This is a genomic window from Brevundimonas sp. BH3, from assembly GCF_045345115.1.
GTDB lineage: Bacteria > Pseudomonadota > Alphaproteobacteria > Caulobacterales > Caulobacteraceae > Brevundimonas.
In genome coordinates this window covers 1,720,559-1,743,906 of sequence record NZ_CP150796.1, presented here as the reverse complement: position 1 = coordinate 1,743,906, position 23,348 = coordinate 1,720,559, and the positions used below count along the sequence as shown (strand labels likewise).

The window sequence follows — 23,348 nt, the reverse complement described above, 5'->3', positions numbered from 1 at the left end:
GGGTTAACTCGGTTCTGGCTTGGCGGTTCCCTTCTTGCGGCGCGAACGGAAGAAGTCTCTGAGCTGTGTGGAAGCCTGATCAGCATAGATTCCGCTGTCGATTTTGGGGCGCCAGTGGCAGGTGGGCTGCTCAAAGAATTTCGGGCCGTTCTTGACCGCTCCGCCCTTTGTGTCATCGGCTCCCCAGACCACGCGACCGATACGGGCATGGCTGATGGCACCGGCGCACATGGCACAGGGTTCAAGCGTGACATATAAAGTAAGGTCGGTAAGACGATAATTCTCTAAAGTCGTGGCAGCATCGCGCAACGCTACGATTTCAGCGTGAGCCGTCGGATCATGGCTTGTGATTGGACGGTTTTGCCCTTTACCTATCACTTCGCCGGTTAATTCGTTCACAACCAGTGCGCCGACAGGCACCTCGCCAGCTTCAGCTGCCGCTTGCGCCAAATCGAGCGCCATGCTCATGAACCGCTCATCATGGATCGCCATAACCGAGACAACGACAAGAAGCCCCGCCCGCGTCAAGACGACGCCTCGCGTGGGCCCCGTAAATTCGCCGATAAGGGCCCGAAATTCGGCTCCGGTGACAAGAAAGACCGCAAGTTTGACGATCGCGGTCCCCGTTCGCGTGACGAAGACCGTCCGCGCGGCGAGGGCCGATTCGAGAATCGCGGACCTAAGGGAGACAAGCCGGCTGGGAAGCCCGCGACCCCGGAACGTACCGAACGTATCGCCAAGGCTTTGGCGCGCGCCGGTATCGCTTCGCGTCGTGAGGTGGAACGCCTGATTGGTCTCGGCAAGGTCGCGGTGAACGGTCGCATCCTCGACACGCCAGCTGTGCTGGTGAAGCGCGACGATGTGATTACGGTCGATGGCAAGCCGGTGGGGGCCGCAGAGGCCACCCGCGTCTGGCGCTATCACAAGCCCGCCGGTCTTATCACCAGCCATAACGATCCTGCCGGTCGTCCGACGGTCTGGGACGCGCTTCCGGCTGATCTGCCGCGTGTGATCTCGGTGGGCCGCCTCGACTTGGCCACCGAAGGTCTGCTGCTGCTGACCAATGATGGTGAACTGAGCCGTGCGCTGGAACTGCCGGACACCGCTCTGGTGCGTCAGTACCGCGCCCGTGCCCGTGGCCGCATCACTCAAGAACGTCTGGATACCCTGAAAGACGGCTGTGTCGTCGACGGTATCCGTTATGGTCCGGTCGATGCGAAAATCGACAAGGCCAAGGAAAAAGAAGAGGACGGTCAGCCCAGCTCGGCCAACCTCTGGATCAGCGTCTCGATCACCGAAGGCAAGAACCGCGAGGTCCGCAAGGTTCTCGAAAGCCTCGGTCTTCAGGTCAATCGCCTGATCCGCCTGGCCTATGGTCCGTTCAATCTCGGCACCCTGCCGGTCAACTCGGTCGAGGAAATCGGCCCGCGTGTGATCCGCGAGATGCTGGGCGAGTATATCCGTCCGGAAAACCTGCCGACCGGTAACACGGTCAGCACGCCTGCGCCGATCCCCGGTCGTCGCCCTGCCGGTGCGATCATCAAGGGCCGTTCGGGTTCGGCCATGTCCGACCCGTCGCGCAAGCCCAGCCGCGTTCGCGCTGCCAATCAGGCTGTCGAGGACGGTGTGCCGGAGAAACCCGCACGTCCGGTCAAGAAGGAAGGCTGGGCCAAGGCCACGCCCAAGTTCGAGCACAAGAAGACCTTTAAACCGCGTGCCCGTCCGGGTTCGGATGAAGGTTATGAGCGCGGCCCACGCGAGGATCGCCCGCGTCCGGCATTCCAGCGTGATGTGCAGTTCATCGATGACCGCCGCAAGCCTGCGGGCAAGTCCTTTGGCGACAAGCCAGCGGGCCGCTCGTTTGGTGACAAGCCGGCGGGGCGTCCGTATGGCGACAGTCCTTCGGGCGAACGCTCGGGTGGTGAACGCTCGTTCGGTAACAAGCCTTTTGGTGACCGTCCCCGCGGTGATCGCCCGACCGGTGACCGTACGCGTGGCGACAAGCCGTTTGGTGCAAAACCGTTCGGTGGTAAGCCTTCGGGTGGTCGTCCATCGGGTGGCAAGCCCTTTGGTGGTAAGCCGGGCGGTGGTGCCGGTCGCGGTGGCCCGCGTGGTCGTTCCTAAGCCATGCGGATTGTCGCCGGCAGTCTGAAAGGCCGCGCCATTGTCGCGCCGGAGGGGCAGGGCACACGCCCGACCTCCGACCGCGCACGGCAGGCTATTTTCAACGTGCTTGAACATGCCGCATGGGCCGAAGATGTTCTGGATGGCGCACGGGTCATCGACCTGTACGCCGGTTCCGGTGCGCTCGGCTATGAAGCCATTTCGCGTGGTGGTGCCTTCTGCCTGTTCGTTGAAACCGACGACGGGGCGCGTGGTGCCATTCGTGAAAATATGGATGCCTATGGTCTGTTCGGTCGTACGCGGGTTCATCGCCGCAGTGCGATTGATCTGGGGCCTCGTCCGGGTTCTGCAGGCGAAGCGTTCACGCTGGCCTTCCTTGATCCGCCTTATGGCAAAGGACTGGGCGAGCAGACCTTGCAGAAACTTTTGGAAGGCAACTGGCTGGCCCCTGACGCGGTGGTTGTTTACGAGCGCGGTTCGGATGAACCGGAAATCGACACCCCCGGCTATGAACGCATGGATGCCCGCGACTATGGCGCGGCGCGTGTGCTGTTCCTGAAGGTCGCGCCTTCTCAATAACAAGGTTAGGCTGCGGCGCATGATGATTCATCGCCGCAGCCTGATCGCCTCTGTTGCCGCAACTGCGGCACTTCCCCGTATTTCTATGGCTTCGGAAAGCCCGCGCTGGCAGCGACGGGCCGAAATGCCGTGGGCGACGCAGGAGATTTACTGCGCGTTGCTGGATGGCAAGGTCTATGTGGCGGGCGGGCTGATCCGTGATGCCGTTGGAACGCGGATCAATGACCGCATGGGCATCTATGATCCGGCCCAAGACGCTTGGGCGGAGGGGACGCGCCTGCCGCAGCCACGCCATCACCCGATGCTGGCTGCTGCGCGCGGGCGGGTTTGGGCCTTTGGTGGCTATGACCGGCGCGAGGGCGGCGAATGGACCTCCATGACCGACTATTGGGCGCTGGATGGCGATGTCTGGCATCCGGTTGGCCAGATACCAGAGCCCTTGGCCGAGACTGTCGGCGTCACGGTGGGCGATCATGTGCATCTGGTGACGGGGCGCTCGCCTGTGGGCGGCAAGAACGGCCAGTGGAACGATCAGGGTGATGTCGCCACCCATCTGGTTTTCGATGCTTCGGATAATAGCTGGACCACGGCACGTCCTGCCCCCGAGGCCCGCAACAGTGCGGCGGGGGCGGTGCATGGTGGCCATATCTATGTTGCTGGCGGGCGGATGGTCGAAGGCGGGCGAGGGACGGGACGTCTGGACCGCTATGACCCGCAATCAGACCGCTGGGATACGCTTAGCCCTGTTCCGGTATCGGATACGGGCCATCAGGTCGGTGGTGGTCTGGCCATGGCGGCTGTGGGTGACAGACTGGTGGCTTTTGGCGGCGAATGGCTGACCCGACCGGGGGGCGTTTTCACCGAGACGTGGATTTACGACATTGCCGCAGACCGCTGGACGCGTGGACCGGATATGGGCGTGCCGCGTCACGGTTTGGCGGGGTGCAGCGTGGATGGCGTCGTCTATGCGATTGCGGGTGGCGAAGTCTATTCGGGTGGCAAGGCCAGCGGCGTGGTCGAGGCCCTGAGACTGTAGGTGTCGCGGTATGGAGGCGAAGCTGTTACAGGCGGGGCAGTTTTACGCGACCCGAGGATTTTTCGATGATCCAGCCCACCGCTTCGTTCAAGGATAACCTGCAACTGCTGCCGTCAATCGACGGCCTTGCCCGTATCGATCTGGTTGATGACGCGGGCATTGTGGTCGCATCCATCGAAAATCAGGCTGGAAAACAAGGATCCTTCCGCGTGTATCAATACCTGCTGCAAGTCTTTGGTGCGCTTGATGCCAAGGCTGCCGCGCACGGTCTCGATGTTTTTGCCGAACATACGGCCGATGCCAAGAACCGTCCGGGCGCGCACCCGAATATCGACCGTCTTATCGAGATTGTGGATGACGCGGCTCCGCTCACCATCAAGCTTATAGCGGCCTGAGCGGGTTAGTCCGGCTTATGGGCCAGATGGTTGGCCAGACCTTTCGAGGCCTCGATCACATCGGTCCAAGTGACGGAAAAACCGTCTTCATCGCCATAATAGGGGTCTTCTACCGAAGCTCCCTCGCGGCCTTTGGCCCAGTCCATCATCAGGCTGAGGCGGGCCGTACTGTCTTGCGGCTGGACGCGTTTCAGGTTGGCGAGGTTGTCGGTGTACATCGCCACGATGTGGGTGAAGCGCTTGAAATCGGCGGGTTTGATCTGACGGGCGCGTAGAGAGGCGATATTCACCCCGTTGCGCTTTGCCGTGGCTATGGCGCGTGGATCGGGCGGATTATCGGTGTGATAGGCGGCGGTCCCTGCCGAGTCCGTGATGATCGGCAGTTTGCGCTTGGCGACCTCGTCCCGGAATGCGCCCTCGGCCAGAGGTGAGCGGCAGATATTGCCAAGGCAGACGAATAGAACGCTGTACATGATTGATTATCAACGCCTTCCGAACAGTTTTTCGAGGTCGTTGAGTTTCAGTTCGACATAGGTCGGGCGGCCGTGATTGCACTGGCCGGAATGGGGCGTAGCCTCCATCTGGCGCAGCAGAGCATTCATCTCGGGGGCGCTCAACACGCGGCCCGCACGGACAGAACCATGACAGGCCATAGTGCCGCAGACCTCGGCCATACGTTCTTTCAGCGACAGGGCCGAACCATGCTCGGACAGGTCATCGGCAATATCGCGGATCAGGCCCTGAACGTCTGTATCCCCCAACAGCGCAGGGGTTTCGCGCACCAGAACGGCACCTGATCCAAAGGCTTCGACGATCAGGCCCATTTCGGCCAGTTCGTCGGCCTTGGCGGAAACGCGTTCAGCCTCGGCGGGATCCAGTTCGACGACTTCAGGTGTCAGCAAGGCCTGACGGGAGACGTGACCTCCTTCCATCTGTCTCTTCATGCGCTCATAGACGAGACGTTCATGGGCGGCGTGCTGGTCAACGATCACCAGACCGTCGCGGGTTTGGGCAACGATATAGGTGGCGTGAAGCTGCGCACGGGCGGCACCCAGCGGGAAGTCGATGGGATCGACCGGCGTATGGGGCGCAGGCGCGATCTGGCCTGCATGTTCGGCCTGAACCTCGGCGAGAGTGCGGAAGCTCGGCGCGGCCTGCTGGCCCGACCATGTGTGTTCAATGCGGGCCGAGCGTTCAGACAGGCCGGGAATGATCTGAGCAGCGGCTTCGGGTCTGGACCATCCGGCCCATGCCGAAAATCCGGAAGCCGAAGGTTCGGACGGCGCATATTGCCCGTGGTTCTGCACGCCCGTATGCGGCTGGAAGCCGGACAGGGCATCGGCAGCTACCGTGGTCGAGGCGCGGTGGCCGGCGGCATGGAGCGCATGTTTCAACGCCCCGACGATCAGGCCACGCACCAGTGCCGGATCACGGAAGCGGACCTCGGCCTTTGCAGGGTGGACGTTTACATCGACATAGAGCGGGTCGATATCGATAAACAGAACTGCCGCCGGATGGCGGTCGCGGGCAAGGAAGTCGGCATAGGCCCCGCGTAGTGCGCCCTGCAACAGACGGTCACGGACAGGGCGGCCATTCACAAACAGGAACTGATGCGCCGCATTGCCCCGCGAATAGGTCGGCAGACCGGCATAGCCTGATAGGCGGGTGCCATCACGTTCCTGATCGATCAACAGGGCATTGGCTTCGAAGTCACGACCCAGAATGGCCCCGAGACGACGAAGGCGACCTTCATCACCCTTGTGCTCGGCAGGTAGGCGCAGGGTCGTCTTGCCGTCCAGCGTCAGGGTAAAGGCCACTTCCTCGTGCGCCATGGCCTGTCGCTTGATCTCTTCGGAGATGGCCATGGCCTCGGAGCGTTCCGACTTCATGAATTTCAGGCGGGCAGGGGTGGCGTAGAACAGGTCGCGCACTTCGACACGCGCCCCATGCGGGCCGGGGAAACCGGCGGGGGCCACAGGGTGGTGGTGGCCGCCTTCAACAGTGATCGCCCATGCCTCGTTCTGGCCGGCGTCGGCCTTGGCGCGGGTCGTGATGTTCAGACGGGCAACCGAACCGATCGAGGGCAGGGCCTCGCCACGGAAGCCCAGCGTAAAGATACGCAACAGGTCCACATCGCCCGCATCATCGGGCTCCAGTTTCGATGTCGCGTGCCGCTCGACGGCGACGGGCAGCTCGTCCTTGGGGATGCCCTTGCCATCGTCGGCAATCAGGATGCGGGTCAGCCCACCGCCGTCAGCCTGTATCTCGATATGAGAAGCCCCCGCATCAATAGCGTTCTCCACCAGTTCCTTGATGGCGCTGGCGGGGCGTTCAACCACTTCGCCAGCGGCGATACGGTTTACGGTTTCGGGAGGGAGGCGACGAATTGGCATTTGAATCGCAAGATAGGACGAATAGCAGCGAGGTGCATCTTGCACGTTCATTCAGCTGTAAAGATTTTTTGTCACTATCGGGGTTGCGGTTCATCATTCGCAACATATACTGTTACGGACTGGCGGCGAGAGTCGTCGATCCATTTTTGCCTGTCCATGGGGCAGGTCACATCCGGGATATCTATGATGAAGATCAAAGCTGCTTTTGTTGCTATTTCGGCCGCCGCACTGCTGGCTGCCTGCGGTCAATCGGCTACGCCTGCTGCGGGCACGACCGATGCTGCTTCCGCTGCTCCGGTCGAGCTGAAGGCTCCGTCGGGCGTTTATAATCTCGACCCGACGCACGCCAGCCTGCAATGGTCGGTGCCGCACAACTCAGTCTCGAACTATACCGCGCGCTTCAACACATTCTCGGCCAAGCTGGTTCTGGACGCTGCCGATCTGTCGAAGTCGACCATCGAAGCCACGATCGACCCGACTTCGGTTGATGCTCACTATGCGGGCGATTACCTCGGCACCCATGCTGCAACTGGCTTCAAGTCATGGAGCGAGGACATTGCCAAGGCTGCGGACAAGCTGAACGCAGGTGCCTTCCCGCAAATCACGTTCAAGTCCACCAAGGTTGAGCTTACCGGCCCGCGCACGGCTGACGTGACCGGTGATCTGACCTTCCTTGGTGTCACCAAGCCGGTGACCCTGAAGGCTGAGTTCGGCGGCGAGATCGAGAAGCACCCGTTCCTGCAAGTTCCGACCCTTGGCTTCTCGGCCGAAGGTTCTTTCAAGCGTAGCGATTTTGGTATGCCTGCCGGCTATGTCGGCGACGACGCCACTATCAAGTTCGATGGCGAGTTCGTTCAGGAAGTCGCTCCGGCAGCCTAAAGCTGGAAATTTTTAAACGGGCGGAGCTAAGCTTCGCCCGTATTCTTTAGACATCAAACAATATCCGAGACTGTCCATGCCCGTGCGACCGAACCGATATACTGCCGTGGCTATCACTCTTCACTGGCTGATTGCGGCGGCGATCCTGTCCATGATCCCGATGGGGTGGTGGATGGGGGATGCAATCAATGACCCTGCGCAACAGGCACTGGCCTATCGGGTATTCCAGATTCACAAGTCGGTCGGGTTTCTGATTCTGGCGCTGACAGTGCTGCGTGTGCTGTGGCGTTTGGCCCATCCGGTTCCGGCTTTGCCGCAGGCAATGAAGGGTTGGGAGCAGTTTGCGGCAAGGGCGACGCATGTTGCATTTTATGGCTTGATGATTGCGCTGCCGCTGACGGGTTGGGTCTATGTCTCTGCCGGTTGGGCCGTCGAAACCGATACCCCTTTGGCTGTGGCAACCAGCTGGTTTGGGCTGTTCGGCATACCGCATATCGGTTTCGTCGAGCATGCCACGGAAGCGGTCCGACGCAATATCGCTTTTGCAAGCATGGGGGCGCACAGTAAACTGGCATGGGGCGTTATTGTGCTGGTGGTTCTGCACGTTGGTGCAGCTTTAAAGCACCAGTTCCTAAATCGTGATGGTGTGCTGGCCCATATGGTGCCGGTGTTCAAACATGTTGACGGTCCGACTGCACCAGAGCCCAAGTCTTCCATCAAATGGGCAGAGCGACTGGTTGGCTTGGGCTTTGTGGTGATTTTGGCGACAGCAACGGCGATTGCGGCGCGTCCAGCCCCCATGCTCGAAGAAACGACCCGCGAACCGGTAACGGCTGTGGCGACCAAGGATGCTGACGTAGTGGCGGGTACGGCCCAAGCCTGGACTATCGACAAAGCGCAATCTTCGATCACATTCAGCGGTACCCATTCGGGTGCGCCCTTTACTGGCACGTTCGGGAAATGGGACGCCAAGGTCTGGTTTGATCCGGCTGATCTGGCGGGCTCCAAGGCAGTGGTCACTATCTCGACCGCCTCGGGCAAGACGGGCGATGCGACCAAGGACGGCTCGCTGGGCGGTGCCGAATGGTTTGATCCGGCCACCTATCCGACGGCCCGTTTCGAGGCCGACAGCTTTACGGCTCTGGGCGGCAACCGCTTCGAGGCGCGCGGCACACTGCGAATCAAATCGATGACCGTTCCGGTGGTTCTGCCCTTCACCTTTGACGAGGCGTCCGGTGTGGCCACGGTTGAAGGCAAGGTCGAGCTGGATCGCACGGCCTTTGATCTGGGCATGGCGTCCGATGCCGCCGGAAGCTGGGTGTCCAAGGCCATCGAGGTGTCCATCAAGGTGCGTGCCGAGCGCGCATCCTGACCGATTGCAGCACTCTTTGAGTGTTTGAGGCGCTACGGGGTTTGCCTGACGGGGCAGGGGGCGGTAGAGCAGGCGCTCTTCCAACCTTTGCCCCAGATACAGGCCAGGACCATGCACGACATCAGAGCGATCCGAGACAACCCCGCCCTCTATGTGGCCGGCTGGTCGTCGCGTGGCGTGGATGACGCGCAATCCGTGGTCGACAGCATCCTTGCTCTGGATGAAGCCCTGCGTGCGGCCCAAACCAAGGGTCAGGAAGCACTGGCCAAGCGCAATGCGGCCTCCAAGGCCATTGGCGCGGCCATGGGCAAGAAGGACATGGCCGAGGCCGAGCGCCTGAAGGCCGAGGTCGAAACCCTCAAGAACGAGATTGCCGAAGCGGGCGAAGTCGAAGCCGCCAAGGGTAGTGAACTGCGCGACCTGCTGGCGGGCCTCAAGAACCTCGCTGCCGCAGACGTGCCGAACGGTGCCGATGAAAACGACAATGTCGAAGTCAGCAAGTGGGGCACCCCGCGCACCGAAGGTCCGGCCAAGGACCATGCCGACCTCGGCGAAGCGCTCAAGATGCTGGACTTCGAAGGCGCGGCCAAGATGTCCGGCTCGCGCTTTGCGGTGCTGAAGGGCCAACTGGCGCGTATGGAGCGCGCCATCGGCCAGTTCATGCTGGACCTGCAAACCGACAAGCACGGCTATACCGAAGTGAACCCGCCGCTGCTGGTCAAAGACCCTGCCATGTTTGGTACGGGCCAACTGCCGAAATTTAAAGAAGACCTATTCCGCGCCGCCGACGGTGATCCTTCGGTTCCGGTTGATGGCGAAACGGGCAACCGCTGGCTGATCCCGACCGCCGAAGTGTCCCTGACCAACCTTGTGCGCGAGCAAATCCTGCCGGACGAGGAAGTGGCCCAGCCGATCCGCATGACGGCGCTGACCTATTGCTTCCGTGCCGAGGCGGGTTCGGCTGGTCGTGATACCCGTGGCCTGATCCGACAGCACCAGTTCCAGAAGGTGGAAATGGTGTCGATCTGCAAGCCGGAAGACTCGGATGCCGAACACGAGCGCATGACCGGTTGCGCCGAGGCTGTGCTTCAGGCGCTGGAACTGCCGTACCGCAAGGTTCTGCTGTGCAAGGGCGATATGGGCTTCTCGGCCACCAAGACCTACGACCTCGAAGTGTGGTTGCCGTCGCAGAATACCTATCGTGAGATCAGCTCCTGCTCGAACTGCGGTGACTTCCAAGCCCGTCGCATGGATGCCCGCTTCAAGCGCGCTGGCGAGAAGAAGACCGAGTTCCTGCACACCCTGAACGGTTCGGGGCTGGCGGTAGGCCGTACCCTTGTGGCCGTGATGGAAAACTATCAGCGCGAAGACGGCTCGATTGCTGTGCCTGCCGTGCTGCAACCCTATATGGGCGGTCTGACCGCCATCGCTGCTGCATAAACGAGTATCATGCGTATTCTTCTGACCAATGACGACGGCATCGATGCCGAAGGCCTGACCTGTCTGGAAAACATCGCCCGCGCGCTGTCGGACGATGTGTGGATCGTGGCTCCTGCGGTTGAACAGTCGGGCAAGGGCCGTGGCCTGACCCTGACCGAGCCTCTGCGCGTCAACAAACTGGGCGACAAGCGTTTCTCGGTGACCGGCACGCCGACCGACTGCGTTATTCTGGCCGTCAATGAACTGATGCCCGAAAAGCCCGATCTGGTGCTGTCGGGCGTCAATCGTGGCCACAATGTCGGCGAGGACACTTCCTATTCGGGGACTGTCGCCGGTGCGCTGCAAGGCATGGCCTTTGGCATTCGCTCGATTGCCCTATCGCAATCGCTGGAGCGTTTCCATGACGAGGCTGTCGCCCATTGGGAAACGGCTGAGGCCTTTGCACCGGGCATTATCCAGAAGCTGCTCGACCAGAAATGGCCGGACGGCGTGGTTATGAACGTCAACTTCCCGCGCCTGCCGCCGGAACTGGTCAAGACGGTCGAAATCACCCGTCAGGGCTTCCGCGATATTGGCGAGCTTCACGCCATCCGCCGTGACGATCTGCGTGGCCGTCCGTACTACTGGATGGCCTTCCGTGGCCAGCCGCACGAACATGCCCAAGGCACCGACTTGCGCGCTATGGAAGAGGGTCGTATCTCGGTCACGCCGCTGCAAATCGATCTGACGCACACGCAAATGGTCAACGATCTCAAGAAAGTGCTGGGTGGCGCACCACCCAAGGGACCACACGAACAATGACATTAAGGGACGACCGTGCCGGACGCCTGATCCTGTCGCTACGGCGGCAGGGTGTCACCGATGCGCGCGTCCTTGCGGCCATGGAACAGGTGGATCGCTCCCTGTTCGTGCATGAGAGGTTTCTGGATCAGGCATGGGAAGATCAGGCGCTTCCCATCGATTGCGCCCAGACCATAAGCCAGCCCTATATTGTCGGCCTGATGACGCAAGCTCTACAGGTCGGACCGCGCCACCGCGTGCTGGAGATCGGCACCGGCAGTGGCTATCAGTGCGCTGTGCTCAGCCGCATGGCCCGCTTTGTCTATACGGTTGAGCGCTATAAAAGCCTGCTGACCGAGGCCGAAATCCGGATGAAGCGTCTGGGTCTCGAAAATGTGTTTACCCGCCATGGTGATGGTGGTGTGGGCTGGATCGAGCAGGCACCGTTCGATCGTATTATGGTGACGGCGGCATCCCCACACGAGCCGACCGAACTGCTGAAACAGCTCAAACCGGGCGGAGTCCTGGTGGCTCCGGTGGGGCGTACATCGGTTCAGATGCTGAACCGTTATACCGGACAACCGGACGGCAGTTTTACACGCGAAAGCCTGTGCGAGGTGCGCTTTGTGCCGTTGGTCGAAGGCACCGCCAAAGAAGGGTAAACGCACCCTTAACTATTCCGCCCCATTTTTGCACAAGTTAGCCGTTTCAGTCTGCCGCGAATCCGGCAAGGCCGGTTGATGATGTGATTTTCAAGATGGAGACAGGCATGCTGGGCAGCCGCAACTGGATCAAAGCGGGATTGCTGGCAGGGAGTGCACTAACGCTTGCCGCCTGTTCGACCTATCCGACCGAGCCGCGTTATTCGACGCGTCCTGTGCCGACCGGTCAGGCCCCTGTGCCTTATGGCCAAAGCCCGTATGCCACGCGCCCGCAGACGCAGCCGTCCCAACCGGCCCAGCAACCGAACAACCCCTATTATCAGCCGAATACACCGCCACCGGTAGAGCAGGGACCGGTTGCCGGTTCGGGTCATATCGATGGCGGCGGTCTGCCGCCTGCCTCGACGGGTCCAGCCTACCCATCGACCGGCGAGCCGGTGCGGGTGACGCCTCCGGCTTCGACAGGTCCGGTTCAGGCAGGTGCGGCCTATATCATTCAGCCCGGCGATACGATTTCAGGCGTTGGCCGTCGCTTCCAGACGCCGGTTCAGACCTTGATCGAACTGAATGGTCTAGGTCCTCGTGGGGCCATTACTTCAGGACAGCGTATCATTCTGCCGACTACGGCAGTCGATACTGGCAGTGATCCCTATGCGACTGGTCCGGCACCTTCGGGCGTCAATAGTCGTGTAGAGGGTGTAACCCCGCCACCGCCGCCACCACCCAGCGGGAATGCGCCGTTGCCATCTGCACGGCAGCCTGCTGCAACAGTGCCACAAGCCCCGGCGCAATCTTCTACACCGCTGGGACAGACACTGGCCCTGCAATGGCCGGTGCGAGGTGACATTTTGCGTCGCTTTGGTCCGACGGGCATGGGTGAACGCAATAATGGCATCAATATTGGCGCGTCTGCCGGTGCAGAGGTTAAGGCTTCGGCGGATGGCACTGTGGCCTATGTCGGTGATGACATTGTGGGGCAGGGCTTGACGGTTCTCATCGTCCACCGCGACGGTTGGCGTACAGTTTATAGCCATCTGGGTTCTTCGACCGTTCGCGATGGCGCACAGGTTCGTGCTGGTCAGGTGATCGGAACGGTGGGTACGACTGCCGGTGATGGTCGTCCGTCGATCCACTATGAAGTACGCCAGATGCGTGGCGATGATCCGGTTGCAATGGACCCGTTGGGCGTTCTACCGCGCTAAAATCGCGACAAAGTGACATTATCGGGGGCGGATTGGTTGAAATGATCCGCTCCCGACAGGACGTCGCGTTGCAAATGCACTCGGCGCACCCTAGTTTTCGCGCCTTGAATCCATTGAGCCCCCCACGGTGGGAAGCGGCTCAGTATGGGGAGCCTTACATTGAATACCCAAGATCCCGGCATGATGGGCGCTATCATTCAGTTCGCACCGCTCGTTCTGATTTTCGTCCTGTTCTACTTCCTGATGATCCGTCCTCAGCAAAAGCGCATGAAGGAACATCAGGCGACGCTGAAGGCTTTGAAGCGTGGCGATGAAGTGGTTCTGTCGAACGGTATGGTCGGCAAGGTTACCCGCGTTGAAGAATCCGAAGTGATGGTGGACATCGCCCAAGGCGTTTCGGTCCGTGTGGTCCGTTCCATGATTGCCGACGTGCGCAACCGCACCGCTATCGCCGCCAACGACAAGGGCTAAGCCCTTTTTACAACGGCTTTAAAGCCGCCCCGGAGAAGCCCTGACATGATTCAGCTTGCACGCTGGAAAGTCGTCTTGGTCGTGCTGTCGCTCGTTTTCGGGCTACTGCTGGCCTTCCCCAGCATGCTCACATCCGAGCAGCGCGATGCGCTGCCGGGGTGGCTGCCTAAAAACGGCGTAAACCTCGGCCTTGACCTTCAGGGGGGCTCTTACCTCCTGCTGGAAGTCGATGTTCCGGCCATGCGCCAGAAACGCGTTAGCAACCTGATCGAAGACGTTCGCGTTTCGATGGGCGAGCAACGTGTGAATATCGGCAACCTGCAACGCGAGGATGGCGGTGTCGTTATCACTGTGGCCGATGGTGCCCAGTTCGATACGGCGCTGAAAACCCTGCGCGATATGGTCAATACCGGCGTCAACTCGTCTGGCGTTTCGGATCGTCAGGTGACCCGCCTCAGCGGTAACCGCATCCGTTACGGCTTCACCGATGTGGCCATGGCCAATATGGGTGCCACCGCCGTCGATCAATCGATCGAGGTTGTGCGCCGTCGTCTGGACAGCTCGGGCACCAAGGAAATCTCGATCACCCGTCAGGGTTCTGACCGCATCGTGGTTCAGGCTCCGGGGCAGAGCGATCCGGCCGAACTGGAGCGTCTGGTGGGCCAAACCGCCCAGCTGACTTTCCAGATGGTGGATACGTCGGCGACCGGTCTTCAGGATGCACTGGCTGGCCGCGTAGCTCCGGATTCGGAGCTGCTGGCCGATGATGCCGGCACGCCGTATCTGGTAAAGCGCCGCGTGCTGGTTTCGGGTGAAAACCTGACCCGCGCCAGCGTGGGTTCGGACCAGTCGGGTCGTCCGGCTATCGATTTCCAGTTCGACGGTCAGGGCGCTCGCCGCTTTGGTGAAGCCACTGCCCAGAACATCGGCAAGCCGTTTGCGATTATTCTGGACGGCAAGGTTATCTCGGCTCCGACCATCCAGTCGCCGATTACGGGCGGTAGTGGCCAGATTACCGGCAGCTTCTCGATCCAGTCGGCCGCCGAATTGGTGAACCTTCTGAACGGTGGTGCGCTTCCAGCTCCGCTGAAGGTTGAAGAGCGCCGCGTAGTGACTGCGGAACTCGGGGCCGATGCTGTTAAGGCAGGTGCCATTTCGACCATGATCGGCTTTGGCTTGATCATCGTCTTCATGATCGGTGCCTATGGCTTCCTGTTCGGTGGGATCTCGGTGCTGGGTCTGATCCTGAACGGGATTCTGATCGTGGCAGCGATGTCGATGATCGGTGCGACGCTGACCCTGCCGGGTATTGCCGGTCTGGTGCTGACGTTCGCAGTGGCTGTTGACGCCAACGTGCTGATCTATGAGCGCATGCGTGACGAGGCCCGTCTGGGACGCTCTCCGATTGCGACTATGGATGCCGGTTTCAACCGCGCCATGGGCACCATTGTGGACGCCAACCTGACGACCCTTGTGGCGGCCCTGATCATGTTCATGTTCGGTGCCGGTCCGGTTCGCGGTTTCGCATGGACCCTGACCATCGGTGTCTTCACCTCGATGTTCTCGTCGGTGATGGTCGCCCAAGTTCTGCTTGGCTACTGGCTCAAAGTGGCCAAGCCTAAAAAACTGCCGATTGCGGAGTAATGCCGATGCGTGGATGGCCTCTCATCAAACTGCTTCCGCAGACTACAAACTTCCACTTCGTCAAGCACGCCAAGTTCATGGGCGGTTTGGCTGTGCTGCTTTGTGTGGCTTCGATCGTGGGGTGTTTCTATCCGGGGCTGAACCTGGGTATCGACTTCCGCGGCGGTGCCTCGATGGAAGTCAGCAAGCCTGCCGGTCAGGTTCTGGAGTTGGATAAAGTGCGTAATGCCATGGGCGATCTCGACCTTGGTGACGTACAGGTTCAGGGTATCGACAGCGACTCTGCCGCTCTGATCCGTTTCCAGATTCCCGACGGTGCCAATCAGTCCGAAGTTGTTTCTCGCGTTGAAAAAGCGATTAGCGATTCGGTTGGCGAGGTCACCTATTCGGGTGTCAGCGTCGTGGGTTCCAAGGTCTCTGGTGAACTGTTCCGTTCGGGCATCTATGCACTGGGCGCAGCCATTTTCCTGATGTTCCTCTACATCTGGTTCCGCTTCGAGCCTCAGTTCGGTTTCGGTGCCATCATCGGTCTGCTTCACGACGTGATCCTGACCTTTGGCCTAATTGTCTTGTTCCGTTTCGAGTTCAGCCTGAATACCGTCGCCGCCATTTTGACGGTTATCGGCTATTCGATGAACGACACCGTGGTTGTGTTTGACCGCCTGCGTGAAAACCTGCGTAAGTACAAAACCATGCCGCTCAAGGAAGTCATCGATCTGTCGCTGAACGAAACTTTGTCGCGCACGATCATCACCGGTGTAACTGCCGTTGGCGTTCTGGCTGTACTGGCGATTTTCGGTGGTGCGGCTCTGTTCGATTTCTCGATCGTTCTGATGATCGGTATCGTTATCGGTACCTTCTCGTCGATCTATGTCGGTACACCGGTTGTCCTTCTGTGGGGCGTGAAACGCGGCAATATCGATCGTGACAAAGACGATCTGAAGCCTGTCAAGCTGGGTATGGCCAGCCGTCCGTAAGGATGTTTCAGGTTTGAAAATCAACCCGCCCTTTCATCGCAAAGGGCGGGTTTCTTTTTGGTTTAAGGTTTGTTGAGGCCTTCGGGCTTGCACCCCGGGTCAGTGTGCCGCATGGCAGGGGAATATGACTTCTGTAGATCTAGATACTCAGGTCCGTGGGGCTGATCTCGACCGCTGGTTGTCCAGTCGCTTTGTCGATGATTTTCAGGCACGCGCTGACCTAATCGCCCTGTATGCGTTTGAGGCCGAGCTTGTGGCCATTCCGACACGCGTGACACAGCCTTTGCTGGCCGAGATGCGGTACACGTGGTGGGCTGAACAGATGGATGGAGTATTTTCCAACACGCCGCGCAAAGGCCATCCGGTTTTGGAGGCTTTGACCGATCTAGTCGCCCGTCACGGCTTGGAGCGATCCGGGTTCGATGCTTTGATCGAAGCCCATATCGGTCGTGTGCATAAACAGCCGCACGATCTGGACGCCTTTTTCACGGCACCGATGCAACTGGCCGTCCAGATATTGGCGGGCGCAGGCTATGACGATGCTGTGCGTCCAGCCGGACAGGTTTTCGGGCTGATGCAGACAGGGCAGGAGCGCGAGGCCAAGGCTTTTATCCCTGTGGCCAACAAAGCTTTGAAATCGCTGCCACCCAAGGCGTTTCCGGCTGTAGCCCATGCGGGCCTGTCGCGCTCCGCCCCCGAATCCGTCAAACGGTTACAACTGTTCTGGAACACGGTGAGGGGCCGTATCTAATGTCTAAAGCACACCTACGAAAACCCGCCTCCATGTGGCTGGCGGTGACAACTCTGTTCGGACTGGCAGGAACCGTTGTCGGATTATTGCCCGTCATTCTGGTGTGGAGCGGTTTCCGATCCGGTTCGGTGCCTTTGGGGACGGCTCTGCTGACCATGGTGCCATATTGCAGCCTGATGATTTGTCCGTTGGTGGCGTGGTGGATGTTGATGCGTCGCCAGTACAAACTGGCCCTGATCATTGCCAGTCCTCCCATTGTGATGTGGACTGCATCCATGGTCATCAATGCCGCGAGATAATAAAAAGGCGGTGACCGAAATCACCGCCTTCTTTTATTGGGCGAAGTTGGCTTCCCGCCAGGACTTCAGGGCGTCCAACGCTCTGATGCTCTGAAGGCGCTTTTTGGCACGGCCGCGTTCCTTAGGATGGATGCGCTTGCCATCCTCATCGACCTTGGGGGCTTCCAGCGGCGGTAACAGGCCGTAATTGATGTTCATCGGCTGGAATTTCGAGCCTTCCATGTGGCCACCGGTGATGTGTTCGACCAGTGCGCCCATGGCCGTTTCTGGAGGCGGTGGAAGGATTGCCCTACCTAGTGCCTGAGCCGCAGCCAGACGACCCGTCAACAGACCCATGGCAGCGCTTTCGACATAGCCTTCGACGCCCGTAACTTGACCTGCAAAACGAAGGCGCGGCATGGCCTTGAGGCGCAGTTGCTTGTCCAGAAGTTTGGGGCTGTTGATATAGGTGTTGCGATGTAGGCCACCGAGGCGGGCGAACTGGGCATTCTCCAAGCCAGGGATCATGCGGAACACATCGGTCTGTGCGCCATATTTCATCTTGGTCTGGAAACCGACCATGTTGAACAGGGTGCCTAGCGCATTGTCTTGACGCAGTTGCACGATAGCGTGGCACTTGACTGTCGGGTTGCGCGGATTGGTCAGGCCCACCGGCTTCATAGGGCCGTGGCGTAATGTTTCGCGACCACGCTCGGCCATCACCTCGATGGGCAGGCACCCATCAAAATAGGGGACGTGTTCCCATTCCTTGGAAACAGCTGTGGGACTGGCCAGCAGCGCGTCGATGAAAGCTTCGTACTGTGCCTTGTCCATCGGGCAGTTGACATAGGCCGCCGTCTCGCCGCTTGGGCCTTCCTTGTCATAGCGCGACTGGCGCCATGCGATGTCAAAATTGATGCTGTCCGCATGGATGATTGGCGCAATGGCATCAAAGAAGCTGAGACCTTCTGCACCACCCAGTTTCAGAATGGCATCGGCCAGAGCAGGAGACGTCAGTGGACCGGTCGCGACAATTACATTGTCCCAGTCTTCGGGGGGGATGCCGTCGATTTCTTCGCGCACGATTGTAATCAGCGGATGCTCGGACAACTTTTTGGTGACAGCCTCCGAGAAGTTCACGCGGTCAACGGCCAGAGCGCCGCCTGCAGGAACCTGATGTTCGTGTCCGCACGCCATAATGATGGAGTTCAGCTCGCGCATTTCTTGATGCAGCAAGCCGACAGCATTGTATTCCCAGTCGTCCGAACGGAACGAGTTGGAGCATACCAGTTCGGCAAGGCCTGCCGTATGGTGGGCATCGGTGCGGATTTCGACGGTCGAACCGTCGCTCGCCGTCTCGTCTCGACGCATTTCATGCAGGATGACAGGGACACCGGCATTGGCGATCTGCCATGCGGCTTCGGAACCGGCCATGCCGCCGCCAATTACGTGGACAGGGCGAATAGTGGATTGGGTGGACATGCTGCGGCTTCTAGCGACGAAAAGGCCCGCTGTCATGTTGAACCAACATCGCTTAGTCTTGATCTAAGACAAGGGCGGGAGATTCCATCAGGATGCGGGTTCAATACGATATCGGTAAGGTGTTCCAGGATAGCTTTGCCGTCATAAAAGCCCACCCTTGGTGGGTACTGGCTTGGGGCGCATTATTGATCGTGCTGCCGACCATTCCGGTCATTCCAATGTTTGTCTGGATGGCAAACAATTTCGAAGTCTTGGCCGATAATCCCGAAGCGATGAATGAAATGATCGGGCTGAACCTGCTCGCCAATCTGTCATCGGTATTACAGCTATTGTTGATGGTTCCGATTATCGCCGCCGTAGCGCGGCTGGTTCTGGGTAAAGGGATTGGCCGTATTGTCGGTCTTCGCGCCAGCATGGACGAGTTATGGGTTTTTGTGACCTATATTGCGATCGTGCTTGGCTTCTTTATTGCGGCGATGATTATCGCCCTGATCGCCGTATTTGCGGGTTTGATCGTCGGTTATGCTAGCGGTATCGAAGCTGCCGGCGTTGGGACTGGTATTGTGATCGGCTTGGTCGCGATCCTGCCAATGATTTGGGTCGGTGTGCGCCTTTCACTCCTTGTTCCCGCCAGCATAGATTTGAACACCTTTGCGCTGGTACCGGCATGGAAGGCATCAAAAGGGCATTTCTGGCCATTACTGGGTACGGCATTCCTGTCGATGTTGATCATGATGGCCATCAGCATCGTTTGGATGATTGCATTGTTTTTGATCATCCTTGTGCTGGGTTTTGTGGGCGGAGCTGCGGGTTTGGTAGCTTTTAATGAAGACCCGTCCCAATGGAACTGGGTGGCGTTGATCGTTATTGGTGTAGTGCTTATGGCTGTACCGACCTTCTTTATGCAGGGGCTGAATACGGTGCTTACCATCGCGCCGTTCACTTCGGCGTGGCGTCAGTTAAGACCGTCCGTTGAACAACAGGGCGATCCCGGCATTGTGCCGGAACTTTAAATCAAGGATTTTATTATGAAATTCGGGCCCACCGATGCGGTGTTTGAAGGCTTCCGCATTACCCGCCAGAAGCCTGTGCTGCTGTTGTGGTTAGGACTTGTCTATGCCGTGATCAGTGCCATTACGGTGGCCTTGGCCTATCAGTCCTTTGTCGAGTTAATGGGGTTTGTGGCGACGATCCAAGCGGGGCAGGAGCCGGACGAGGCCTTGGCCATGCAACTGCTGGGGGCCTATGGCCGTGTAATCGCTGTAGCTCTGCCATTGTCACTGGTCGCCTCGGCAATCATTTGGCCAGCGATTGTGCGATCGGTCTTGACGCCTGAGGATAGCCGTTTCGGTTATCTGCGCCTTGGCCGCGACGAGCTGAATACTTTTGTGGTGGTTTTGGCTCTGTCACTGGTGTGGGTTGCAGCGCTTGTTCTGGCTGGCGCGATTGTTGGTCTAGCGGCACTAGCCGGTGTTGCGTTTGCGGTTTTGACGGGCTTGCTGGTTTTCTTTGGTCTGGTCGCATTTGCGCTATGGTTCGGCGTAAAGTTCAGCCTTGCTGTGCCAATCACGGTTGCTGAAAAGCGCATTGCCATCATGGACAGCTTCCGAATGACCAAGGGTCATTTCTGGCCGCTGTTAGGCATGGCGTTTCTGGCAGGTATCCTGTCGTTTGGTGTGAACTTGTTGGTCAACATCATAGCCATGCCGTTTGCAGCCATTTCAGGTGGTGGCTTTGGTCTGCTGACGGGGCAAGGCGTGACGGCGCTGACGATTATCGGATTTATCGGCACAGTAGTGCTAAGCCTGCTCATGGCTTCAGCGCAGGCTCTGATCTTGTATGCGCCGTTTGTAAGCGCCTACCGGATGTTGAAACAAAGCTGATCTAAGCGGACGAACAAAAAAGGCCGGATCACCTTCAGGGCGATCCGGCCTTTTTCTTACCCGTTGGCGGCTGCCAGCTGTGCCACGCGGGACTGCCGACGTTCTTCGTGTCGGTCCAGCACTTCCTTGAGGTATTTGCCGGTCCAACTCTTGGGGTTTTGGGCAACTTCTTCGGGCGTGCCGATGGCGACAATCTCGCCGCCGCCGTCACCCCCTTCAGGGCCGAAGTCGAGGATGTAATCGGCTACCTTGATGACATCGAGATTATGCTCGATCACCACGATGGTGTTGCCGTTGTCGACCAGTTCCTGAAGCACTTCCAGAAGCTTGCGGGTATCCTCGAAATGCAGGCCGGTTGTCGGCTCGTCGAGGATATAGAGCGTTTTGCCGGTGGCGCGTTTGGACAGTTCCTTGGACAGCTTCACACGCTGGGCTTCACCGCCGGAAAGGGTGGTGGCGGGTTGGCCAACCTTGACATAGCCTAGACCCACGCGGGCCAAGGTCAGCATCTTGTCTCGGATCGACGGCACAGCCTCGAAGAATTTTCCAGCCTCTTCGACAGTCATATCCAGAACATCGGATATGCTCTTGCCTTTAAAGAGGATTTCCAGCGTTTCGCGGTTATAGCGTTTACCCTTGCAGACGTCGCAAGTGACGTAAACATCCGGCAGGAAGTGCATCTCGATCTTGATGACACCGTCGCCCTGACAGGATTCGCAACGGCCGCCTTTGACGTTGAAGCTGAACCGGCCCGGTCCATAACCACGCGCCTTGGATTCCGGCAGACCCGCATACCAGTCGCGGATCGGATTGAAGGCCCCTGTATAGGTGGCGGGGTTGGAACGCGGCGTACGGCCAATCGGCGACTGGTCAATGTCGATGACCTTGTCGAAGTGGTTCAAGCCTTCGATCCGGTCATGGTGCGCGGGGGCAGCCGAAGCATTATGCAGGCGGCGCGCCGCGGCCTTGTACAGTGTTTCGATGGTAAAGGTGGATTTGCCGCCACCGGATACGCCGGTGATGCAGTTGAAAACACCGACCGGAATAGAACCCGTAACATTCTTCAAATTGTTGCCGGTCGCGCCCGAGATGGTCAGCATCTTCTTGCGGCTGATCGGGCGTCGGCCATCGATCGGCAATGGGATTTCACGTGCACCGGTCAGGTATTGACCTGTCAGGCTATCTGGATTGGCCATGATTTCAGCGGGCGTGCCCTGAGCCCGAACCGTGCCGCCATGAACACCCGCACCGGGGCCAATATCAATCACATGGTCGGCGGTCAGGATCGCTTCTTCGTCGTGTTCGACGACCAGCACCGAGTTGCCGAGATCACGAAGGCCGCGAAGGCTTTCCAGCAGGCGGGTATTGTCGCGCTGGTGTAGACCAATGGAGGGTTCGTCCAGCACATAAAGCACCCCGGTCAGACCCGAGCCGATCTGACTGGCCAGACGGATACGCTGGCTTTCACCACCGGACAGAGTGCCCGAAGCGCGTGACATGTTCAGATATTCCAGGCCGACATTATTCAGAAAGCGCAACCGGTCGGTGATTTCCTTCAGGATACGGCGCGCAATCTCCATCTGTTTCTCAGTCAGGCTCTCTTCGAGGGTCGAGAACCACAGGAAGGCTTTGGAGATGGACAGTTCGGAAATCTCAGCAATATCTGCTGCCCCGACCTTTACGGCCAGTGCTTCGGGCTTCAGGCGCTTGCCGCCGCAGGAGTCGCAAGGCGTTTCGGATTGGTAACGGCCCAGTTCCTCGCGAACCCATGCCGAGTCCGTCTCGCGCCAGCGACGCTCCAGATTGGGCATAATGCCTTCGAACGGCTTGGAGACTTCGTATTTGCGAGCATTGTCGTCATAGACGAACTTGATCTTCTCGCTGCCGGTGCCTTGCAGAATGACCTTCCGGGCATTGGCGGGAAGCTCTCGCCATGGCTTATCCATCGAGAAGCCATAGTGAAGCGACAGCGCCTGCAGGGTCTGGGTATAGAGCGGTGACTGACCCTTGGACCAAGGCGCAATGGCTCCGCCATGCAGGGTCTTGTCGCGATCCGGCACCACCAGATCGGCATCGAAGGCCAGTTTGACACCGAGCCCGTCGCACTTGGGACAGGCTCCGAACGGGTTATTGAACGAGAACAAACGCGGTTCGATCTCGGTAATGGTGAAACCCGATACCGGACAAGCGAAGCGCTCTGAGAAGATCAGTGTGCGGGGTTCGGTTTCACCCTCGGCTGGCTTGAGCCACTCGGCTACCGCCAGACCATCCGCAAGCCCTAGAGCCGTTTGCAGACTGTCGGCATAGCGACCTTCAAGGCCGTCTTTAGTGACAATACGGTCCACAACGATATCGATGTCGTGCTTGAATTTTTTGTCGAGGGTCGGGGCGTCCTCGATGGCATAAAGCTCGCCGTCGATCTTCAGGCGCTGGAAGCCCTGACGCTGCCACTCGGCGATTTCCTTTTTATACTCGCCCTTGCGACCGCGCACGACAGGGGCAAGCAGCATGATGCGCTCGCCCTCGGGCAAGGCAGACAGCTTGTCGACCATCTGGCTGATAGTCTGGCTTTCGATCGGCAGCCCCGTGACCGGCGAATAGGGGATACCCACGCGCGCCCATAACAGACGCATATAGTCATGGATTTCCGTGACCGTACCGACCGTAGAGCGCGGGTTTTTGGAAGTGGTTTTCTGTTCAATCGAAATGGCCGGTGACAGGCCCTCAATCAGGTCCACATCCGGCTTGCCCATCAGTTCCAGGAACTGGCGGGCATAGGCCGACAGGCTCTCCACATAGCGGCGCTGGCCTTCGGCATAGATAGTGTCGAACGCCAGCGAGGATTTGCCCGAACCCGACAGGCCGGTCATCACCACCAACTGCTCGCGCGGAATATCGATATCGACATTCTTGAGGTTGTGCTGGCGGGCACCACGCACGCGGATAAAGTTATGTTTTTCGCTCATGGAAGCCGCAAACACGCAAACAGAGGGGAGGGAG

The 23,348-nt window shown here is 59.2% G+C and carries 22 protein-coding genes; 17 read left to right on the top strand and 5 right to left on the bottom strand.

The annotated features are described in order from the left end of the window. Window positions 1–3: 3 nt before the first annotated feature. Entirely contained in the window at window positions 4–468 is a 465-nt protein-coding gene (gene tadA, locus WEU32_RS08475) for a tRNA adenosine(34) deaminase TadA (protein ID WP_312137001.1), read from the bottom strand. A 12-nt stretch (window positions 469–480) separates the two neighbouring features. On the opposite strand from tadA, the gene WEU32_RS08470 reads away from it, so the two are divergent. From WEU32_RS08470 to WEU32_RS08455, 4 genes are all read left to right on the top strand, one after another. After that, window positions 481–2,124, top strand: coding sequence for a pseudouridine synthase (locus WEU32_RS08470; protein WP_406851597.1), 1,644 nt, complete (start codon window positions 481–483; stop codon window positions 2,122–2,124). A 3-nt stretch (window positions 2,125–2,127) separates the two neighbouring features. Continuing rightward, the gene (gene rsmD, locus WEU32_RS08465) at window positions 2,128–2,703 is read left to right on the top strand and encodes a 16S rRNA (guanine(966)-N(2))-methyltransferase RsmD (RefSeq protein WP_312137004.1); all 576 of its coding nucleotides are present in this window, start codon (window positions 2,128–2,130) and stop codon (window positions 2,701–2,703) included. 19 nt (window positions 2,704–2,722) lie between these two features. Then, on the top strand, window positions 2,723–3,739 hold the full coding sequence (locus WEU32_RS08460) for a Kelch repeat-containing protein (protein WP_406851596.1): 1,017 nt from the start codon (window positions 2,723–2,725) through the stop codon (window positions 3,737–3,739). 65 nt (window positions 3,740–3,804) lie between these two features. Continuing rightward, window positions 3,805–4,134 carry a DUF2322 family protein gene (locus WEU32_RS08455; protein ID WP_406851595.1) on the top strand — a complete coding sequence of 110 codons (330 nt, stop codon included), beginning with the start codon at window positions 3,805–3,807 and terminating at the stop codon, window positions 4,132–4,134. Window positions 4,135–4,139: 5 nt separating this feature from the next. Here the strand turns inward: WEU32_RS08455 and WEU32_RS08450 are convergent, their stop codons facing one another. Together WEU32_RS08450 and mutL are read right to left on the bottom strand one after the other, a co-directional pair. After that, a complete protein-coding gene (locus tag WEU32_RS08450; RefSeq protein WP_406851594.1) occupies window positions 4,140–4,607 on the bottom strand; it encodes a low molecular weight protein-tyrosine-phosphatase in 468 nt (155 codons plus the stop codon). A gap of 9 nt (window positions 4,608–4,616) precedes the next feature. After that, window positions 4,617–6,527: a DNA mismatch repair endonuclease MutL gene (gene mutL, locus WEU32_RS08445; protein WP_406851593.1), complete on the bottom strand. Its 1,911-nt coding sequence runs from the start codon at window positions 6,525–6,527 to the stop codon at window positions 4,617–4,619. Between the two features lie 183 nt (window positions 6,528–6,710). On the opposite strand from mutL, the gene WEU32_RS08440 reads away from it, so the two are divergent. The 11 genes from WEU32_RS08440 (at window position 6,711) to WEU32_RS08390 (ending at window position 17,004) form a co-directional block, all read left to right on the top strand. After that, window positions 6,711–7,406, top strand: a complete 696-nt coding sequence (locus WEU32_RS08440) for a YceI family protein (RefSeq protein WP_406851592.1) — start codon at window positions 6,711–6,713, stop codon at window positions 7,404–7,406. Between the two features lie 106 nt (window positions 7,407–7,512). After that, window positions 7,513–8,778 carry a YceI family protein gene (locus tag WEU32_RS08435; RefSeq protein ID WP_406851591.1) on the top strand — a complete coding sequence of 422 codons (1,266 nt, stop codon included), beginning with the start codon at window positions 7,513–7,515 and terminating at the stop codon, window positions 8,776–8,778. 111 nt (window positions 8,779–8,889) lie between these two features. Further along, entirely contained in the window at window positions 8,890–10,218 is a 1,329-nt protein-coding gene (serS, locus tag WEU32_RS08430) for a serine--tRNA ligase (protein WP_406851590.1), read from the top strand. Window positions 10,219–10,227: 9 nt separating this feature from the next. After that, a complete protein-coding gene (gene surE / locus WEU32_RS08425) occupies window positions 10,228–11,019 on the top strand; it encodes a 5'/3'-nucleotidase SurE (protein ID WP_312812905.1) in 792 nt (263 codons plus the stop codon). Then, entirely contained in the window at window positions 11,016–11,660 is a 645-nt protein-coding gene (locus WEU32_RS08420) for a protein-L-isoaspartate(D-aspartate) O-methyltransferase (RefSeq protein WP_167177398.1), read from the top strand. The genes surE and WEU32_RS08420 overlap by 4 nt, the downstream gene beginning before the upstream one ends. Before the next feature lie 107 nt (window positions 11,661–11,767). Then, window positions 11,768–12,862 carry a peptidoglycan DD-metalloendopeptidase family protein gene (locus tag WEU32_RS08415; RefSeq protein WP_406851589.1) on the top strand — a complete coding sequence of 365 codons (1,095 nt, stop codon included), beginning with the start codon at window positions 11,768–11,770 and terminating at the stop codon, window positions 12,860–12,862. Between the two features lie 183 nt (window positions 12,863–13,045). Further along, window positions 13,046–13,333, top strand: a complete 288-nt coding sequence (gene yajC, locus WEU32_RS08410) for a preprotein translocase subunit YajC (protein ID WP_406853419.1) — start codon at window positions 13,046–13,048, stop codon at window positions 13,331–13,333. Window positions 13,334–13,378: 45 nt separating this feature from the next. Next, window positions 13,379–14,977, top strand: coding sequence for a protein translocase subunit SecD (secD, locus tag WEU32_RS08405; protein WP_312137023.1), 1,599 nt, complete (start codon window positions 13,379–13,381; stop codon window positions 14,975–14,977). Further along, the gene (gene secF, locus WEU32_RS08400; RefSeq protein WP_312137025.1) at window positions 14,977–15,954 is read left to right on the top strand and encodes a protein translocase subunit SecF; all 978 of its coding nucleotides are present in this window, start codon (window positions 14,977–14,979) and stop codon (window positions 15,952–15,954) included. Before secD ends, secF begins: the two co-directional genes overlap by 1 nt. A 124-nt stretch (window positions 15,955–16,078) precedes the next feature. Next, window positions 16,079–16,705, top strand: coding sequence for a squalene/phytoene synthase family protein (locus tag WEU32_RS08395; protein ID WP_312812911.1), 627 nt, complete (start codon window positions 16,079–16,081; stop codon window positions 16,703–16,705). Continuing rightward, window positions 16,705–17,004, top strand: coding sequence for a hypothetical protein (locus WEU32_RS08390; RefSeq protein WP_406851588.1), 300 nt, complete (start codon window positions 16,705–16,707; stop codon window positions 17,002–17,004). Before WEU32_RS08395 ends, WEU32_RS08390 begins: the two co-directional genes overlap by 1 nt. Window positions 17,005–17,037: 33 nt before the next feature. Here the strand turns inward: WEU32_RS08390 and trmFO are convergent, their stop codons facing one another. After that, window positions 17,038–18,465, bottom strand: coding sequence for a methylenetetrahydrofolate--tRNA-(uracil(54)-C(5))-methyltransferase (FADH(2)-oxidizing) TrmFO (gene trmFO / locus WEU32_RS08385; protein WP_406851587.1), 1,428 nt, complete (start codon window positions 18,463–18,465; stop codon window positions 17,038–17,040). Window positions 18,466–18,557: 92 nt separating this feature from the next. Here trmFO and WEU32_RS08380 point away from each other — a divergent pair, with 92 nt between their 5' ends. Both WEU32_RS08380 and WEU32_RS08375 read left to right on the top strand, forming a co-directional pair. After that, window positions 18,558–19,478 (top strand): hypothetical protein, encoded by a 921-nt coding sequence (locus WEU32_RS08380; RefSeq protein ID WP_406851586.1) that lies wholly within the window; start codon window positions 18,558–18,560, stop codon window positions 19,476–19,478. A 15-nt stretch (window positions 19,479–19,493) separates the two neighbouring features. Then, complete coding sequence (locus WEU32_RS08375) at window positions 19,494–20,348, top strand: hypothetical protein (RefSeq protein WP_406851585.1); 855 nt, start codon at window positions 19,494–19,496, stop codon at window positions 20,346–20,348. Window positions 20,349–20,404: 56 nt separating this feature from the next. Here the strand turns inward: WEU32_RS08375 and uvrA are convergent, their stop codons facing one another. Continuing rightward, a complete protein-coding gene (uvrA, locus tag WEU32_RS08370) occupies window positions 20,405–23,314 on the bottom strand; it encodes an excinuclease ABC subunit UvrA (protein WP_406851584.1) in 2,910 nt (969 codons plus the stop codon). Between the last annotated feature and the right edge of the window lie 34 nt (window positions 23,315–23,348).